This is a genomic window from Nocardioides pymetrozini (assembly GCF_046058985.1).
GTDB lineage: Bacteria > Actinomycetota > Actinomycetes > Propionibacteriales > Nocardioidaceae > Nocardioides.
Genome location: NZ_CP175556.1, coordinates 567077 through 584120 on the forward strand (window position 1 = coordinate 567077; position 17044 = coordinate 584120).

Here is a 17044-nt window from a genome sequence, read left to right on the forward strand (position 1 = left end):
CATGAGTGAGATCACCGAGTTCCTCGCGCTGATGATCCCCGCGATGGTGCCCTTCCTCCTCGCGGCGCAGGGCACCGTCCTCAGCGGGCGGGCGGGCGTCTTCAACGTCTCCCAGGAGGGCCTCATGGTCCTGGGAGCCGCGGTCGGCTTCCTGGTGAGCTTCAAGGTCGGCAGCAACACCGTCGGCATGGCGGCCGCCTTCGCGCTCGCCGGCCTGTTCGGGCTGGTGCTGGCCTTCCTGACGACCCAGCTGCGGCTCGACCAGTTCGTCGTGGGCCTCGCGCTCTACTTCGCGGCGCTGGGTGCCGCGGGCCTGCTCTACCGCGAGGTCATCGGCGTCACCCTCGAGCCGCCGCTCATCCCGACGCTCGACGACTACCCGATCCCGCTGCTCGCGGACATCCCGTTCCTGGGCGAGGTGCTGTTCGACCACGACCTGGTCGTGTACGCCGCCTTCGCCATCTCGGCCGCGATCTACTGGTTCATGTACAAGACCCGCAGCGGCCTGGCGTTCCGGTCGATCGGGGAGAACCCCAAGGCGGCGGACAGCCTCGGCCTCAACGTGACCTGGGCGCGGACCTGGTCCACGGTCGTGGGCTCCGGGCTGGTGGGCATGGCCGGGGCCTACCTCCCGATGGTCTACACGGGTCTCTACACCGAGGGCATGATCGCCGGCCGCGGCTGGCTGGTCATCGCGCTCGCCTTCCTCGGCGGCTGGCGTCCGCACCTGGTGGTGGCGGGCGCGGCGTTCTTCGCCGGGATGGAGGTGCTGGCCCTGCGGGCCCAGGTCGCCGGCGTCGGGATCCCACACCAGTTCGTGCTGATGCTGCCCTACGTCGCGACGCTGCTGGTGATGGTGTTCGCCTTCCGCTGGGCGCGCCAGCCGTCCTTCCTCGGCCGCAACTACGACCGCGAGAGCCGTCTGGTCGGCTGAGCGGCCCCGAACGCGAGGCCCTCGCCGTGAGTCCCGGCGAGGGCCTCGTGCCGTGCTCAGCCGTCGCGGCTGCCGGCCTCGCGGGCCGTGAGCCGGTCGGCGAGCTCGCGCGCGCCGTCGGCCGCGCCGGCGAGCCAGCGCTCGACGAGTGCCACCTCGGCCGCGTCGAGACCGCTCAGGGAGTCGCGCAGGGACGCCGCGAGCGGGCCGAAGAAGGCGCTGGCGACCTCGCGGGCGCGGTCGGTCAGGGTGAGCAGCTGGCGCCGCCCGTCGGCGGGATCGACGCTGCGCTGCACGTGGCCGCCGACCTCCAGCCGCCGCAGCAGGGCCGAGGTCGCCGGGGCGCTCAGCTCGATCGCCGCGGCCAGCCGGCTCGGGGTCATCGCCTCACCGCGCAGGGCCGCCTGGTGGAGGTGGGCGAGGGCGTCGACGTCGGTGGGATGGAGCCCGTGCCGGTGGGCGAACAGGGCCGTGAACCGGTTGAGCTCGTAGGAGAACCGCTGCACCAGGACCGGGACCCGGGCGCCCGCGGACTGGTCACCGGCAGGGGTCATGGGAATATCCTTCCATGGTGGAACTATCTGCGACGGACACGTGGCCGGTCTCGATTCTCCGCTCCCGGCTCGCCTGGATCCTTCCGGTCCTCTACCTGCTGGTCGGCGGCGCCCTCATCGGCGCGGTCGGCACCGCCCCCGTCGACCGTGCCGCGACCGACCAGCTCCCGGACGGCTACGACTCCACCGAGGTCGTGCGGCTGCTCGAGGACTTTCCCTCCGGCGACGGCCAGGTCGCGGTGGTCCTGTTCTCGGCCGAGCGAGCGCTCGATGCGGTGGAGCGGGACGAGCTCAGCCGGGCCTTCGCCCGCGTGGCGGGGGACGCGGCGGGAGCCCCGCTCCAGCCCGCCGAGGACGGTACGGCGCTCGTCGGCGTGGTCCCCATGCCGAGCAGCGACGCCGCGCAGCTGGCCGACGACGTGGAGGAGCTGCGCTCCGTCGTACGGGAGGGACTGCCAGCGGGGGTGCGCGCGGAGGTGACCGGCCCCGCGGCGATCCAGGGCGACCTGGCGCGGGTCTTCGAGGGTGCGGACGTCACGCTGCTGATGGTGACGGCGGCGGTCGTCGCGCTGCTGCTGGTCGTCACCTACCGCTCACCCGTCCTGTGGCTGGTGCCGCTGCTGGTAGTGGGGATCGCCGACCGGCTGGCGGCGGTCGCCGCCACCCATGCCCTGACCGGCATCGGCGTCGCCTTCGACCAGTCGACGACCGGCATCCTGTCGGTCCTCGTCTTCGGCGCGGGCACCGACTACGCGCTGCTGCTGATCTCCCGCTACCGCGACGAGCTGCACCGCACCGACGGCCGGCCCGAGGCGATGGCGCGGGCGTGGCGTCGTACCAGCGAGGCGGTGCTCGCCAGCGCCGCGACCGTGGTCGTCGCGCTCCTGGCGCTGCTGCTCTCGGCCTTCCCGACGACCCGCGGCCTCGGCCTCGCGTGCGCGATCGGTGTCGTCGTCGCCGCGTCGGCGGTGCTCGTGGTGCTGCCGTTGGCGCTGGTGGTGCTCCCGCGGTGGATCTTCTGGCCGCGCCGCCCGGTGGTGGGCACGCCGACCTCGTCGGAGGGACGGACGATCTGGCGCCGGGTGGGCGACGCCGTCGCGCGGCGCCCGGTCCTGTCGGCGTCGATCGGGGTGGTCCTGCTGGCCGTGCTGGCGAGCGGCATCCTCGGCATCCGCAGCGGGCTCTCGGAGGCGGACCAGTTCATCGAGACCCCGGAGTCCATCGCCGCCGGCGCCCGGCTGGCGGAGTCCTTCCCGGCGGGCAGCGCCGATCCCGCGGTCGTCCTGACCGGCGACGACGTCGCCGCGGTGGTCGGCGCGGCCGAGGCCGCCGACGGAGTCGACGCGGTGCGCGAGGTGGGGGAGCACGCAGGACGCACGCGGCTCGATGTGGTGCTCGACCACGCTCCGGGCACTCCCGCTGCGCGCGCGGACGTCGTCTCGCTGCGCCAGGCGCTCGACGGCTTCCCGGACACGCTGGTCGGCGGCACCGATGCCGAGGAGGTCGACACCGATGGGGCGACGAAGGACGACCGCGCACTCCTCGTCCCGCTCATCCTCGTCGTGGTGCTGCTCGCCCTGGGCCTGCTGCTGCGCTCCCTCGTCGCCCCCGTCGTGCTGGTGCTCACCGTCGTCGCGACCTACCTGGCGGCACTCGGGGCCGGCTGGCTGCTGAGCCGCTCGCTGTTCGGCTTCGACCGGCTGGACGTGGGCGTCCCTCTCCAGGCCTTCCTGTTCCTGGTCGCCCTCGGCGTCGACTACAACATCTTCCTCGTGGCCCGCGCGGCTGAGGAGGCGGAGCGCCACGGCGCCCGGGAGGGCATGCTGCGGGCGCTGGCCTCGACCGGCGGCGTGATCACGAGCGCCGGAGTGCTGCTGGCGGCGGTGTTCGCCGTGCTCGGCGTGCTGCCGCTGGTGGTCCTCGCCCAGCTCGGCATCGTCATCTGCGTGGGCGTCCTTCTCGACACGCTCCTCGTCCGGACCGTCCTCGTGCCGGCCATCGCCGTCCGCCTGGGCGACCGCTTCTGGTGGCCCCGGCGGGTCGCCCGGCCCTGACCCAGCAGCAGCGGGCCCATACGGACCAAGGGCGGACCATTCGGAGACCAACTCCGCCGCGGACCATTCCCTGCGCAGGGACCCTCCTGCGAGCGTACGCGGGCACCTTTGTGTCGGGTCATTCTCGGTCCGGCCGTTCCCCCCGCCTGCTCGAGGAGTACGTCCGTGAAGTCAGCTCCCCCTGTCCGCCTCAGTGCGTTCCTCGCACTCTGCCTCGCCTTCGCGGCGGCGCTCGTCGGCCTGACGGCCACGCCGTCGGCCGCGGCCCCCGTCTACGAGATCACCGGCGAGTGGGAGGCCAACACCCCCGACGTCGTCGCCAAGGGTGACGTGGTCACCGGCGTGTGGAGGGTGAACGTCAACGACGACCAGCCGGCGCCGTCCAACGAGCCGGTGGACAACGTCACCTTCAGCGTCACCCTGGAGAACGGAGCCTTCAAGGCCCTGCCTGACCTCTGCCTGACCACCGCCGGCCTGGACCCGGTCTCGAGCCTGTCCGACGACGGGCGCACCCTGACCTGCAACCTGGGCTCGGTCAAGCAGGGCACCGCGGTCGTCGTGCAGGCCCCGGTCGTCGTCGACGGAACGACGGGCAGCAAGCTCACCGCCAGCGGCGAGATCGCCGGCCAGACCGCCGACCTCGACCCCATCGACATCCGCAACACCTTCGGCATGGACATGCTCTGGGGCACTCCCACCCCGACCGTGATCCCGAGCCCCGGTGGCGGTGCGGGCGACGTGGACTTCGACTTCGAGTGGACCCTCTTCCAGGACGTCGGCAGCGACGCCGGGCCCAACACGATCACCTACAACCTGAGCGTCCCGCTCGAGAACGGTCAGGCCCTCGAGCTGGGCCAGCAGACGAACAACGCCCCCTTCGACCAGGCCTGCACCCCCTTCTCGCAGGGCCGCAGCGCTCCGGGCCACCCCTACTCGCCCTACAGCGCGGCGGGCAACCGGGCGCCCTTCGTCGAGTCCTGTGAGCTCGTCAAGACCGGTCCGAACACCTTCCGGCTGACGCTGACCGGCATCGACTACTCTCAGACCCAGGTGCCGACCACCGACTCCGCGGGCAACCCGATGCCGACCGACCGGGTGGCCGTCGCCAGCGGCTCGATCTGGCTCCGCGTGCGCGACCTGGCCTCCTCGACGTCCGCGAACCTCACCGCGAGCGCTCCGACCTACACCTCCGTGACCGGCCAGACCGACCCCGACGAGACCGCCAACAACCGCTCCAGCAAGGTGGTCACCCTGCCCGGCACGTGGTCTCACGCCTTTCTCCGCTCGGGGGGTGGCACGAGCTGGGACAACACCCTCGAGCTCTCGCCGGGTGGCCTCGTCACGGACCAGACCCACGACGCCGAGGCCACCACCACGGCGCCGCTCAACGCCGCGATCGCCGACTGCAAGGTCCTCGACACCCGCTTCGTCGACTACCAGAGCGTGGCGATCTACACGTGGGCACCCGGCGACCCGATCGGCACTCCGGAGGAGGGCCTCGGAACGCTCGCCTGGTACGTCGGCAACGACCCGACGGTTACGCCGGGGAGCGCCGGCTACAACCCGGACGCTTTCCGCGGCTGCGAGACCAACACCGGCTGGGTGACGACCGAGCCGACCGATCTGACGACCGTCAAGGCGGTCCGCTGGTCGGGGACCGTCGGCCTCCTCCAGGGCCAGCACCTCGGACTGCGGGTGACCCAGCAGGTCGAGGCGGACGCACCGATCGGCCAGGACATCTGGACGTGGGGCTCGTTCCTGCGTGACGGCGTCTGGCAGCACCCGGGCCGCGGATCGAGCGGCGCCGGCCGGTTGACGCCGACCCCGGGCGAGCGCTACCCGTACACCGCGAACGGTCGCGACATCCTGCACGTGATCTTCGCCGTACCGAACATCCGCAAGCTCGCCGACCGCCAGGTGGTGCGCCCCGGCGAGCCGGTCACGTTCACGCTGCGCTACTCGGCCAACGGCTCCGGTGAGCTGCCGCCCACGGTGGACGACTACCGGATCGTGGACACCCTGCCGCCGGGCATGACCTACGTGGCGGGGTCCGCCACCCCGGAGCCCGCTGTCGCCACCAGCGGCGGCCGGCAGGTGCTGACCTGGGATCTGGACGACGTGCCGACCAACGCCCTGCAGAACCTGACCTACCAGGCCGTCGCCGACGACTCGGTCACGCCGGGCCAGACGCTGACGAACACCGTCACCTCGACCCTGCGTGGCGAGACGTCGCGCCCGGCGACGGCCCAGGTGACCGTGTCGGCGAGCGGCTACACGGAGATCAGCAAGAGCGCCGACACGCCCTTCATACCGAACCTGGACGGCCAGGGCGACGGTGAGGGTGCCTGGACGGTGACCCTGCGGTCGTTCGACCCGCTGCCGCAGGCCTTCACCGACACCATCGACATCCTGCCCTACCGCGGAGACCAGCGGGGGACGGACTACCAGGGCGACTACGCGCTGGCCGCCGTCGACGCCGTGGCGGGTGCCACGGTGTACTACACGACCGCCGACCCCACCACGCTGGACGACGACCCGGCGCACGACTCCAACGGAGCTCCGGGTGACGTCACGGGCAACGACGTGGGCTGGACGACGACCTTCACGCCGGACGCCACCGCGGTGCGCGTGATCGGTCCGGTGCTCGACCCCGGCGCCACGCAGGCCTTCCAGGTGCGGGTGCGCACCGACGGCGCCAAGGGCGAGGACACCTTCGTCAACCGGGCCCAGGGGCGCACGGGGCACACCGAGCTGCGGATGCGCACCTCGGCGCCGATGACCGTGGCCAACTTCTACTCCGTCGCGCTCAAGAAGTATGTGCTCGGCCGCGACGGGAAGTGGCACGACGCCCAGGACGTCACCGACTACCCGTCCTTCCGGTACGGAGACAAGATCCGCTATCGGATCGTCGTCGAGAACACCGGGCAGGGCACGGTGACCGGCCTCGAGGTCAGCGACGACCGCCAGCCCGAGCTGGGACGCTTCGTCGTCGACAGCCTCGCCCCCGGCGAGAAGAAGACCCACGAGTACGAGATCACGCTCGACAGCGCGGTCTCCGGGTCGGTCGTCAACACCGCCTGCGCGACGGCCGACGTCCCGGCCGACTCCCAGGTGCCTCCGACGATCAACTGCGACCCCGCCGGCTTCGACGTGGCCAACTACACCACCGAGAAGAAGGCGGACCCGAAGCCGGGCAGGACCGTCGAGCCGGGGGACGTCGTCACCTACACCGTGACCGTCACCCAGCAGGGGACGGCGCCGGCGAACGCCGAGATGGTCGACGACCTCGAGGACGTCCTGGACGACGCGTCGTACAACCGCGACGTCAAGGCCAGCCTGGGGACGGCGCAGTTCCGCGACGGCAAGATCAGCTGGTCCGGGACGATCCCGGTCGGCGCCGTCGCGACCATCACCTACTCGGTGACGGTCGACGGCGACGGAGACCTGGACCTCGCCAACGTCGTGACCTCGCCAGGCTGCGCGGTCGTGGACGGCGACACCCCGCGATGCAAGACGGCGCACCCCCTGCCGGACTCGGAGGTGGGCGGTCTCCCGCTCACCGGTGGCCCGGGTCTGGGGCTGATGGTCGGCGGAGCGGCGCTGCTGCTGGGTGGCGGCGGTCTCGTCGCCTGGTCGCGCCGCCGGCGCACCACGGCGGCCGCCTGACCGCCCCGCCCAGCGGCTAGGGCGCCGCACCCCGACGACCGGCGGGTCGGGTCTCCCCCACGGGACCCGACCCGCCGGTCTCCTTCGTGGGGTCAGGCGAGCTCGTCCAGGACCGCCGGCACCTCGCCCGACAGCTCACGCGCGAGATAGCCCACCGGGCCGACGGTCCCGGCGAGGCGCTCGCCGCAGCGGGCGTGGACGTGGGCCGCCCAGACGGTGGCTGCCACGGGGGCCGCCCCGCGGGCCAGCAGTCCGCCGAGGATGCCCGCGTGGACGTCGCCGGAGCCCGAGGCCGCGAGGCCGGGACCGCCTCCCTCCACGACCCAGGCGTCGCCGGCGGGCGTCACGACGTGCTTCGCCGTGCCGCCGCAGACGACCACGACTCCGCACTGGGCCGCCACCCGCTCGGCGGTCGCGACGGGGTCGGTCCCCACCACCTCCGGGTCCGCGCCGGCGGTCCGGGCCAGCTCGCCGGGGTTGACCGAGAGCACCGCCCGGCCCGCCAGCCGCTGCAGCCCGTCGGGGCGCGCCCCGAGGAAGGCCGAGGCGAGGCCGTCGAGCACGACGACACCCGAGACGTGCGGGACCAGCTCCGCCACCAGGGCCCGGGCGTGGGCCGGGTCGACGAGACCCGGCCCGATCAGCGTGACGTCCGCGCGCCGGCACTCGCGAGCCGCGGCGTCCAGCCGGGTGAGGTCGATGCGGCCCTCGGCCGTGGCCGGCAGCGGCAGGTGGGCGGCCTCGGGGAACAGCGGCGCCAGGCCCGAGAGCACGGGGGCGATCGTCGCCAGGGCGACCTTTCCCGCCCCGGCGCGCAGCGCGGCCTCGCCGGCCAGCCGGACAGCGCCGGGGGAGCGGCTCGACCCTCCGACGACCAGCAGGCGCCCGTTCGCGTCCTTGTCGTCCCCCGGAGCCGGGAGAGGCAGCTCGCGCAGCACCGCGGGTGTCACGACGCGCGGCTCAGTGGGCATCCGCGCTCCTCGCCGTGGCAGGCGCCTCCCGGGTGACGTGGGCGCTCGACCGGTCCACCGCCGCGGCGTCGGCGAACGAGGCGAGCTCCAGATGGTGCCCCAGATGGTGCCCGGTGCGGTGGTAGGTCGTCACGGAGGCGTTGGGGATCCGCACCTGGCGGTCCAGCTCCAGGAGGCGGGTCTCGTCGAGGCCCTCCAGGACCAGGCGGAAGGACATGATCACCGCCTGGTGGGTGAACAGCCAGACCCGCTCGCCGTCGTACTCCGCCAGGTCGTGGAGCAGGCTGCGCACGCGCAGCGCGACATCGGCCCAGCTCTCGCCGCTCGGCGGCTGGTAGTAGAACTTCCCGAGATGCTGGCGGCGCTCCGCCTCCTGGGGGTGGCGGGCGCGCACGCCGGTGCCCGTCAGGCGGTCGAGCACGCCGAGGTCCCGCTCGCGGAGCCGCTCGTCGTGCTCGAGCGGGACCTCGAGGCCCTCCAGAGCAAGTCGCGCGGTGTCCGATGCCCGGCGGTAGGGGGAGGCGACCGCGACGGTCGGCCCCCCGGTGTCGGAGCCGCCGGTCTCCGCGAGCCAGGCGCCCAGTGCACGGGCCTGGTGCCGGCCGGTCTCGGAGAGGGGGACGTCGGCGTCGCGCTCCCTCAGCTCGAGGGCCTCCGCGCCGGACGCGCGCGCGGCCGCGGCGGCCTGGTTGCCGAGGCTCTCGCCGTGCCGCACCAGCACGAGCGTGCTCGGACCCGCCTGCCATCGCGGTCGCATCGCGCCTCCTGGGTCGTCGTCACGGGCGTTACCCCACGCCCGCCGGCACAACCGGCGCGACGGACCCGGCGGGCTCGGGCGGAGCCGGCGGGTGCGCAGAAGCGAACACCCCCGCCGGGCGGACCCGGCGGGGGTGTCAGGCAGGTCCGGGGACCTGCTGCTCGGTGGGCAGGGGCGGGGTCGAACCGCCGACCTATCACTTTTCAGGCGATCGCTCGTACCAACTGAGCTACCTGCCCGAGCAGTCGCCTACCTTACCGGAGGGAGGGCCGTCGTACGAAAGCGGCGGTCATATCCGGACGGTCCCGTTCATCGTCGGGGGTGCGGCGTCACGGTGGGAGCGGGCACCAGCCCGAGCCGATGGGCGCGGATCAGGGCGGATCCGCGATCGTGCACGCCGAGCTTGGCGTAGATCGAGACCATCTGCTTCTTGACGGTGTTGACCGACACGCTGAGGGAGCGCGCGACGGCTGCCGCGGTCTCGTGTCGGGCCATCTCGGCCAGCACGACCCGTTCGCGGGGCGTGAGCTGCACGAAGCTGGCCGACGCGGGGTAGACCGGCGCCACTCGGTCGAGGAGGGCGGTCTGGTCGTCGCCGAGGTGCAGGCCGGCCGTGGCCAGCAGCGTCGCGCGCTCGTCTCCCAGAAGAACGTATGGCTCGAGGCTGTCGACGTGCCCGCCGAGGGCGTGGGCACGTCGCAGGTCCTCGACCGCCTCCGGGGTGCGGCCGATCGCATGCAGGCCGCGCGCGCTGAGCATGAGCAGCTCCATCCGGTCGCGCGCGTGGGTCACGCCCTGCCATGCACCGGCACGTGCGACCCGTGCGGCCGTGAGCGGGTCGCCCGTGATCAGGTGGAAGCGGGCGGCGGACGGGACCAGCCACGGGGGGACGTCGATCGCGTCGTGGCCGAGAAGACCCCGGGCGCGGTCGACCTCGCCGAGCGCGAGCAGCAGGTCTGCGGTGCACCGGTCGAACACCTGGCGCCACAGCCCGCTCCGCACGGTGAGCTGGCGCTCGGCGTGGAGGGCGAGGTTGTCCAGTCGCGCGAGCATCGCCACCGGCTCGCCGAACAGCAGTGCGTAGCGGGTGTGCACCGCCGCGACGGCCGGCAGCATCCCGCTCGCGTCGCTGGACAGCGACGAGCCGGCGAGATGCTCGCGGGCCGCGTCCTGGTCGAGCCGGTCCATCGCCCGCATCGCCCGGGCCAGCCGCCCCGGAAGGCCGGCGAGCCGGGCGCCCCAGGAGTCGTGGTCGTCGCCGTCGTCCCACTGCGCGAGCCATCGGTCGGCCTCGGCCTGGTCGCCGGCGGTGGTGCACAGCAGGCCCAGGAGGGCGGCCGCGCCGCGGCCGATGATCGTCCCGGGTGCCGCGTCGTTGGCGGCCATCGCGAGGCGTTGGGCTTCTCCAGGACTGCCCGCGTGCAGGTGGGTCATCGCCGCCTGCACCCATCCCCACGAGGCCTGGGAGGCGAGTCCGCGTCGCTCGGTGGTGCGCCGCGACCTGAGGGCGCGGTCCAGCTCGGCGGCCAGGCCGACCGCCTCCTCGACCCGCCCCTCGCTGCGTCGGGCCACCATGGCGGCGGTCAGCAGGTCGACGTACGCCGAGGGCGACGCGGCCCGGCGTCCCTCGGCCAGGAAGCGGTCCCCCACCGCGGCGTAGTGGCGCATGAGGGCCTCGGTGCGGGCCAGCCAGTCCGACTGTCGGCCGATCCGCCGGGAGGCCTCGGCCAGGCCGGCCGCGACGGCGAGCTCCTTCTCGGTCTCGGCGTCGAGGCCGTCGTAGGTCCGACCGAAGGTCGCCAGATCCGTGCCCAGCAGGACCCAGCCGTGCTCCGACCACAGGTCGGCGAGCAGGGCGGGGTCGCGCGCCGCGCAGGTGTGCTCGACGAGCGCGCTGAGGTCGGCCTCGCCGCGACAGGTGAGGATCCGGGCGGTGACGGCGTGGGCATGCCGGAGGGCCTCCGGGTCCGCGCACCGCTCGGTCAGTGCGGAGCGGACGAGCTCGGGGAAGCGCCATTGCGCACGACCGGTGGTGCTCGGCTGCCTCCAGAGGAGGTCACGACGCTCGAGCGCGGCGAGCACGGCGGAGGCCGGTGCGCTGTCGGTGTCGGCGAGCAACGCCTCGGCGAGTGGCGCGTCGATGGTCCGCGGCACGGCGAGTCGGGCCGCCACTTCGAGGTCGGCGCCGTCCATCCGTCGGCGGACGACCTCGTCCAGCACGAAGTCATGGGCCGCGTGCAGCGCGGGCACGGCCGACCCGGCGGGCGTCGCCTCGAGCGCCAGCTTCAGCGGCAGGGTCCAGCCGCCGATCCGCTCGGCGAACGAGCGCGCGGCGTCGTCATCGAGGGGATGGCCCCACGCCGCGGCGAGGGCGCGCGTCTCCTCAGGTCGCAGGGACAGGTCGCTGCTGGTGATCACCTGGGCGTCGATGCCGCGGTCGCGAGCCTTCTCGAGAAGGCCGTCGGCGCCGGAGCACAGGAGCAGCAGATGCACTGGGTGTGCCCGCTGGGCGACCTCGAGGAGACGCCCGGCTCGGTGGTCGGCGAGGAGCCATGGTGCGTCGGCGACGACGATCACCACCGGACGACGACAGCGGGCGAGCGCCGGGAGCCAGTGCTCGAGCTCGGCCCCCGTCACGCTGGGGAGGGCGCCGGACGCGACGAGCGCCGCGCGCAACCGGTCGCGGAAGGAGGTCGGCTCCTCGTCGGGGATGCCGTCGAGCCAGACGACGGCGCTGCCGGCGTCGCGCTGCCGGTGAGCCCACGCCGCGACGAAGGTGCGGCCACCGAAGCCGGGAAGCGTGTCGAGCACGGTCACCGCGGCCAGGCGGTCCAACCGTGTGGTCAGGTGCGGTCGGGGTACCAGGACTCCGGGCAGTCGGGGGAGCTCGGGGGCGGGCGCTCGTGGGGAGCGGGGGTCGGGCGGGAGCAGCGGCCCGGAGGTCCGCTCCACGGTGGTCATCAGTCGTCACGTCTCCGGGGGCGTGACCGGACGACGCCGTGACCACTTCCCCCCGGATGGTGCGCGTGCCCGAGCCTGGCGCCCCATGTCGCTAGGCGGTGTCAGCTGGCGCCGCCGATTCCTGACGGTGCCGAGGCAATTGTCACTGCGAGGGCGAACTATAGACAGGTAAAGGAACGGACCAAGCACGGACCAAGCCAGGACCAGGCCAGGACCAGGCCGGGGCCAGGCGGGGGCCAGGAGGCGGCCAGCGGTCGCGATGAGCGGGGTGGACGGCCCGCGCACTATGCTGGCCCGCGCTGCGGAGGACCCGTCCTCCACGGTGGGCCCCCATCGTCTAGCGGCCTAGGACACCGCCCTTTCACGGCGGGTACGCCGGTTCGAATCCGGTTGGGGGTGCGCTGGAGGGCGTCGCGAGCGCCGGGGAGACCCGGCGATTGGGACTCCTCGCGGGGGATGCGTTAGAGTTCCATCCGCTTCACCAGTGAGGCATCAAGGCCCTGTAGCGCAGTTGGTTAGCGCGCCGCCCTGTCACGGCGGAGGTCGCGAGTTCGAGTCTCGTCAGGGTCGCCAGCAAGCCCGGACCGCACGGTCCGGGCTTCTTGCGTTGTCCGCCGTCGGACCCATTGCGGTGCCCGGCACAATGGCGTCCGTGCCGGTCGAGATGAGTCCCGAGGAGTTCGACGCCCTCGTCGACCGCGCCCTCGACGACATCCCGGAGGAGCTCGCCCGGCTGGTGCACAACGTCGTGGTGCTCGTCGAGGACGAGCCGCCCGAGGGCGAGCCCGACGACCTCCTCGGCCTGTACGACGGCGTGGCGCTCACCGAGCGCGGGGGCGGCCTCGAGCCGCAGCTTCCCGACCGGATCTTCCTGTTCCGGGGACCGCTGATGGACATGTGCGAGGACGAGGACGACCTCGCCGAGGAGGTGCGGATCACCGTGGTGCACGAGGTCGCCCACCACTTCGGCATCGACGATGCCCGGCTGCACGACCTCGGCTACGCCTGAGCGGCGCGCGCGACGGCGAACCCCGCCGCGCAGGCGGCGAGGCCGAGCGCGAGCGTGAGTCCGGCGTACGCCGCCCCGCGCACCCCGCCGAGGTCGCGCACCTGGACGGCCAGCGAGGAGTAGGTCGACAGCCCGCCGCAGAAGCCGGCGCCGACCAGGGCCAGGGTGGAGCCGCCGACGGACAGCCCGGTGCAGGCTCCCAGGAGCAGGCTCGCCAGGGTGTTCGCGGCCAGGGTGCCGTGGTGCCATCGCTCGTCGAGGCGCTGCGCGAGGAGGTAGCGCAGGGGCGCGCCGACCGCGGCGCCCAGCGCGACCAGGAGGGCCGTCACCGCCCGCTCACCGCCCGCTCACCGCCCGCTCACCGCTCGTCCTCGGCGGGCAGCGGCGGTGCGAGGCGGCCGACCAGGGCGACCGCGACCAGGCAGGCGGCGAGGGTGCCACCGGCGTACGCGAGTGCGAGGCCGGCGCGTCCGTCCGCCAGGAGCGCCCGGGTCTGCTCGGACGTCGCGGAGAAGGTGGTGTAGCCGCCGAGAGCGCCGGGGCCCAGCGCCGCGGCCCAGGTCGCCGAGCGACGCGCGAGGGGCAGCAGGAGCAGGGCCGCGAGCAGCGCCGACCCGGAGACGTTGATCGCGAAGGTGGTCCACGGGAACCCGGCGCCGTCGGCGGCGAGCTCGGTCGCGGCATACCGCGCCAGGGCGCCCAGCGCGCCGCCCGCCGCCACCGCCAGCAGCGTCCGGGGGCGAGGGGTCACGCCTGCAGACTAGGGCGGGCGCCCGCTCCCGTGCTGCCCTGCCATGCGACGGGCGGGGCGCCGATGGCCTGGCGCCGGAACTCGCCGAGGAACCAGATCTGGAAGGCGCGCTGCTCGGGGGTGCGCGGAGCGGTCAGCAGCCGCTGGGCGCGGGAGAACTCGTCGGCCGCGTCGAGCAGGTCGATCAGTCCGCCGATCTGGCGCGCCGTCTCGCGCGGCATCCGCAGCCGCAGGTCGATGGTGGCCTGGCCGTCGGCGTACGCCTTGTCGACCTGCTCGCGACCCATGTTGGCGCGCAGCGGCCGCTCGAGCGCGTCGAAGTGCTCGGAGAGCACCTTGGCCAGGGGGTAGTCGTCCTCGTGGGCGAGCGCCAGCAGGCGGATCTCGCGGCTCAGGTCGCGGTAGTGGCGCTGGAAGCGCCCGAACGCCCCGATCGGGACTCCGTTGATCTGCACGCCCACCTCGCCGACGCGGGTGTGGTCGGCCTGGAGCGGAGGCATGCTGTGGGTCTGCTGGTACGGCGCGCCGCCGGTCTCGGACAGCTCCGGCGCGGGCTCGAACCACACGGCCTTGCCGTCCTCGTCGATCTCGGCGCCCCACGCCACCGACGCACGGGCGACGATGTCGAGGCCGCGGCCGACCGTGGTCAGCGCCGCGAGCTGCTCCTCGTCGAGCTCGTCGAAGGCGTCGAGGTCGAAGGCGTCGATGTCGAAGCCGCTGGCCTGGGTCGAGGGCTGCGGCGGGATCACGGACGCGTCGTGCACCTCGAAGCGGGGGTGGTCGGTCGTGCCGCGGACCTGGAGCCGGACCGGGGCGATGCCGTGCAGCACGGCGTTGGTGACCAGCTCGGAGACGGCGAGCTCGGCGCAGTCGGCCAGGTCCGTGCGACCGAGCTGACCGCAGGTCTGGACGACCCAGCGGCGTGCGTCGTGCACGCTGCGTGGCCCGGGGGCCAGATCCAGGATCTGCCGGTGCTGCACGGATGAACCTTCCGGTGTCTCGGCCCGAGTGCTGTGGTCGTCGTCCGGTGGATGGGGCGGTGCTTCCGGGTGCGGATACCCCACTCAGTTGAGTACTAAACCAACCTCCCAGACGAGCTTTGGTGACGCTCTGGCGGGCATGTGACCGACCAGACCTTGACCTCGGGTTGGGGGTCGTGCAGGGGACGCGGAAGAATGAGCCGCAGAGGACGTCATCACGTCGTCATCCGAGGTGCTCCAGGAGGAAGCCATGGCAGCAGGCGACACCCAGCCCGACCTGCCCGACCGCATCATCGTCCCCCGCTCCGACCGTCATCAGGTCGTCGTCATCGGCTCCGGCTTCGGCGGCCTCTTCGGCACCAAGCAGCTGCGCAAGGCCGACGTCGACGTGACGATGATCGCGAAGACGACCCACCACCTCTTCCAGCCGCTGCTCTACCAGGTGGCGACCGGCATCCTCTCCGAGGGCGAGATCGCCCCGCCGACCCGCGAGGTCCTGGCGAACCAGAAGAACGCCCAGGTCCTGCTGGGCGAGGTCACCCGGATCGACCTGGAGAACCGGCAGGTCACCTCCCACGTCCTGGGCCGCGAGCTCGTGACGCCGTACGACTCCCTGATCGTCGCCGCCGGCGCGGGCCAGTCCTACTTCGGAAATGACCACTTCGCCGAGTTCGCGCCGGGCATGAAGAGCATCGACGACGCCCTCGAGCTGCGCGGCCGGATCTTCGGCGCCTTCGAGATGGCCGAGCTCGGTGCCGCCCGCGGTGAGAACGTCGACCACCTGCTCACCTTCGTCGTGGTCGGCGCCGGCCCGACCGGGGTGGAGATGGCGGGCCAGATCGCCGAGCTCGCGCACCGCACGCTGACCCGCGACTTCCGGGCGATCTCGACCCGGCACGCGCGGGTCATCCTGGTCGATGCGGCGCCCCAGGTGCTGCCGCCCTTCGGCGCCAAGCTCGGCAAGTGGACCCAGGAGAAGCTCGAGAAGCTCGGCGTCGAGGTCATGCTCGGCGCGCTGGTGTCGCACGTGGACGAGCGCGGCCTGGTCGTCAAGTACAAGGACGGCTCCGAGCAGCGCATCGACGCGGTCACCAAGGTGTGGGCCGCCGGGGTCCAGGCGAACCCGCTCGGCAAGCAGCTCTCCGAGCAGACCGGCGCGCCGCTCGACCGCGCCGGCCGGATCGCGGTCAACCCCGATCTCACCCTCCCGGGCTATCCCGAGGTGTTCGTCGTCGGCGACATGATCTCCCTCGACAACCTCCCGGGCGTCGCGCAGGTGGCGATCCAGGGCGCCAAGTACGCCGCCAAGGAGATCACCGGACGGCTGGAGGGCAAGCCGGCCCAGCCGCCGTTCAAGTACTTCGACAAGGGCTCGATGGCGATCATCAGCCGCTTCCGGGCGGTCGCGATGGTCGGCAAGCTCCGGCTCACCGGCGTCATCGCCTGGCTGATGTGGCTGGTCGTGCACCTCTTCTACATCACCGGCTTCAAGAACCGGGTCACCGCGGTGATGCACTGGTTCGTCTCGTTCATCGGCAAGGGCCGCTCCGAGCGGACGTCGACCGAGCAGCAGATCTTCGCGCGGGTGGCGCTCCAGCGGCTCGCCCGCGGCGCCACGGACCTGGTCTCGGAGCCGGGCGAGTTCGACGAGGCGCAGCGTCGTGCCGAGCTCGAGGCCCAGGCCGCCGAGGAGGCGCGCCTGAGCGACGAGAACAAGCGCGGCGTCAAGGTCTGACGCGGTCGACGGGTCAGGGTCGGGACTCGCCCGCCGCGAGCCGCTCCCGGATGTGCCGGGGGAGAATGAACACGCCCTCCGCCTCCGCGGTGACGCCGTCCGGGCCGAGCAGGTGTGCCCGGGCCCAGGTCTTGATGCCGTCCTCCCGGTCGATCCACGCCTCGGCGCGCAGGTCGCCGAGCGGCGTGCCCTGCCGGTAGACGATGGTGAGGGTGCCGGTCATGCCGGGGCGCCCGGCCGCGCCGACCGCGTGCCCGAGGACCTGGTCGAGGATCAGCGACACCACCCCGCCGTGGACCAGCCCGGGCGGGCCCTCGTACGCCGCCCCGCAGTGGAACTTCGTCTCGACCCGACCGGTGGGCTCGCTCACCACCTCCAGGGGTGGGGCGATCGGGTTGCGCAGGCCGATCACGGGGTTGCCCCACGGGCGCCGGCGCCCACCGGTGAGGTTCTCCTCGCCCAGGGTCCGGGCCCGGCGTACCTTGCGCAGTCGCGCCACCGCCGCCTCCACGTCGGCCTGGGCGGCGCGCACCTCGTCCTCGGCGACGTCCGACATCACGCACAGGTCGACCAGCTCGCGCGTGACCTCGGCGAGCGGGCGCCAGGTGGCGGCCTCCCGCTCGACGACCTCGGCCGGGGTGTCGTCGGTGTCGGGCAGGTGCCAGTTCATGG

At 73.2% G+C, this 17044-nt stretch carries 13 protein-coding genes and 3 tRNA genes; 7 read left to right on the forward strand and 9 right to left on the reverse strand.

Annotation, left to right across the window (positions count from 1 at the left end; translation table 11 throughout):
• Nucleotide 1 precedes the first annotated feature (1 nt).
• Complete coding sequence (locus ACJ5H2_RS02740; RefSeq protein ID WP_408898031.1) at nt 2-934, forward strand: ABC transporter permease; 933 nt, start codon at nt 2-4, stop codon at nt 932-934.
• Between the two features lie 56 nt (nt 935-990).
• Here the strand turns inward: ACJ5H2_RS02740 and ACJ5H2_RS02745 are convergent, their stop codons facing one another.
• Entirely contained in the window at nt 991-1488 is a 498-nt protein-coding gene (locus ACJ5H2_RS02745; protein ID WP_408898032.1) for a MarR family winged helix-turn-helix transcriptional regulator, read from the reverse strand.
• A gap of 14 nt (nt 1489-1502) precedes the next feature.
• Here ACJ5H2_RS02745 and ACJ5H2_RS02750 point away from each other — a divergent pair, with 14 nt between their 5' ends.
• Both ACJ5H2_RS02750 and ACJ5H2_RS02755 read left to right on the forward strand, forming a co-directional pair.
• Nucleotides 1503-3542, forward strand: a complete 2040-nt coding sequence (locus tag ACJ5H2_RS02750) for an MMPL family transporter (RefSeq protein ID WP_408898033.1) — start codon at nt 1503-1505, stop codon at nt 3540-3542.
• Nucleotides 3543-3707: 165 nt separating this feature from the next.
• Nucleotides 3708-7208 carry a hypothetical protein gene (locus ACJ5H2_RS02755; protein ID WP_408898034.1) on the forward strand — a complete coding sequence of 1167 codons (3501 nt, stop codon included), beginning with the start codon at nt 3708-3710 and terminating at the stop codon, nt 7206-7208.
• Nucleotides 7209-7300: 92 nt separating this feature from the next.
• Here the strand turns inward: ACJ5H2_RS02755 and ACJ5H2_RS02760 are convergent, their stop codons facing one another.
• The 4 genes from ACJ5H2_RS02760 to ACJ5H2_RS02775 form a co-directional block, all read right to left on the reverse strand.
• The gene (locus tag ACJ5H2_RS02760) at nt 7301-8179 is read right to left on the reverse strand and encodes an NAD(P)H-hydrate dehydratase (RefSeq protein ID WP_408898035.1); all 879 of its coding nucleotides are present in this window, start codon (nt 8177-8179) and stop codon (nt 7301-7303) included.
• Nucleotides 8169-8936, reverse strand: a complete 768-nt coding sequence (locus ACJ5H2_RS02765; protein WP_408898036.1) for a histidine phosphatase family protein — start codon at nt 8934-8936, stop codon at nt 8169-8171. The genes ACJ5H2_RS02760 and ACJ5H2_RS02765 overlap by 11 nt, the downstream gene beginning before the upstream one ends.
• A gap of 165 nt (nt 8937-9101) precedes the next feature.
• Nucleotides 9102-9175, reverse strand: a tRNA-Phe gene (locus ACJ5H2_RS02770).
• A gap of 70 nt (nt 9176-9245) precedes the next feature.
• On the reverse strand, nt 9246-11897 hold the full coding sequence (locus ACJ5H2_RS02775) for a LuxR C-terminal-related transcriptional regulator (RefSeq protein WP_408898037.1): 2652 nt from the start codon (nt 11895-11897) through the stop codon (nt 9246-9248).
• Nucleotides 11898-12223: 326 nt separating this feature from the next.
• Here ACJ5H2_RS02775 and ACJ5H2_RS02780 point away from each other — a divergent pair.
• From ACJ5H2_RS02780 to ACJ5H2_RS02790, 3 genes are all read left to right on the forward strand, one after another.
• Nucleotides 12224-12296 (forward strand) — tRNA-Glu (locus tag ACJ5H2_RS02780).
• A 97-nt stretch (nt 12297-12393) separates the two neighbouring features.
• Nucleotides 12394-12470, forward strand: a tRNA-Asp gene (locus ACJ5H2_RS02785).
• Between the two features lie 79 nt (nt 12471-12549).
• Nucleotides 12550-12906 (forward strand): metallopeptidase family protein, encoded by a 357-nt coding sequence (locus ACJ5H2_RS02790; RefSeq protein WP_408898038.1) that lies wholly within the window; start codon nt 12550-12552, stop codon nt 12904-12906.
• Here ACJ5H2_RS02790 and ACJ5H2_RS02795 read toward each other — a convergent pair.
• The 3 genes from ACJ5H2_RS02795 to ACJ5H2_RS02805 are packed head-to-tail and all read right to left on the reverse strand — an operon-like array spanning nt 12897 to nt 14637.
• Nucleotides 12897-13235: a fluoride efflux transporter FluC gene (locus tag ACJ5H2_RS02795; protein ID WP_408898039.1), complete on the reverse strand. Its 339-nt coding sequence runs from the start codon at nt 13233-13235 to the stop codon at nt 12897-12899. The two genes, ACJ5H2_RS02790 and ACJ5H2_RS02795, sit on opposite strands and share 10 nt — an antisense overlap.
• 29 nt (nt 13236-13264) lie before the next feature.
• Nucleotides 13265-13657: a fluoride efflux transporter FluC gene (locus ACJ5H2_RS02800; RefSeq protein WP_408898040.1), complete on the reverse strand. Its 393-nt coding sequence runs from the start codon at nt 13655-13657 to the stop codon at nt 13265-13267.
• Nucleotides 13654-14637, reverse strand: a complete 984-nt coding sequence (locus ACJ5H2_RS02805; protein WP_408898041.1) for an ATP-binding protein — start codon at nt 14635-14637, stop codon at nt 13654-13656. Before ACJ5H2_RS02805 ends, ACJ5H2_RS02800 begins: the two co-directional genes overlap by 4 nt.
• A 250-nt stretch (nt 14638-14887) precedes the next feature.
• Between ACJ5H2_RS02805 and ACJ5H2_RS02810 the strand changes: the two genes are divergently transcribed.
• Nucleotides 14888-16372: an NAD(P)/FAD-dependent oxidoreductase gene (locus tag ACJ5H2_RS02810; protein WP_408898042.1), complete on the forward strand. Its 1485-nt coding sequence runs from the start codon at nt 14888-14890 to the stop codon at nt 16370-16372.
• 13 nt (nt 16373-16385) lie between these two features.
• Here ACJ5H2_RS02810 and ACJ5H2_RS02815 read toward each other — a convergent pair whose 3' ends face one another.
• Nucleotides 16386-17042, reverse strand: coding sequence for a PaaI family thioesterase (locus tag ACJ5H2_RS02815; RefSeq protein ID WP_408898043.1), 657 nt, complete (start codon nt 17040-17042; stop codon nt 16386-16388).
• Nucleotides 17043-17044: the final 2 nt, after the last annotated feature.

Excerpts from the sequence above, each read along its gene's own strand:
- ACJ5H2_RS02750 (WP_408898033.1), top strand. The coding sequence starts at position 1,503 with ATGGTGGAACTATCTGCGACGGACACGTGGCCGGTCTCGATTCTCCGC.
- ACJ5H2_RS02760 (WP_408898035.1), bottom strand. The coding sequence starts at position 8,179 with ATGCCCACTGAGCCGCGCGTCGTGACACCCGCGGTGCTGCGCGAGCTG.
- ACJ5H2_RS02810 (WP_408898042.1), top strand. The coding sequence starts at position 14,888 with ATGGCAGCAGGCGACACCCAGCCCGACCTGCCCGACCGCATCATCGTC.
- ACJ5H2_RS02740 (WP_408898031.1), top strand. The coding sequence starts at position 2 with ATGAGTGAGATCACCGAGTTCCTCGCGCTGATGATCCCCGCGATGGTG.
- ACJ5H2_RS02765 (WP_408898036.1), bottom strand. The coding sequence starts at position 8,936 with ATGCGACCGCGATGGCAGGCGGGTCCGAGCACGCTCGTGCTGGTGCGG.
- ACJ5H2_RS02775 (WP_408898037.1), bottom strand. The coding sequence starts at position 11,897 with ATGACCACCGTGGAGCGGACCTCCGGGCCGCTGCTCCCGCCCGACCCC.
- ACJ5H2_RS02745 (WP_408898032.1), bottom strand. The coding sequence starts at position 1,488 with ATGACCCCTGCCGGTGACCAGTCCGCGGGCGCCCGGGTCCCGGTCCTG.
- ACJ5H2_RS02815 (WP_408898043.1), bottom strand. The coding sequence starts at position 17,042 with ATGAACTGGCACCTGCCCGACACCGACGACACCCCGGCCGAGGTCGTC.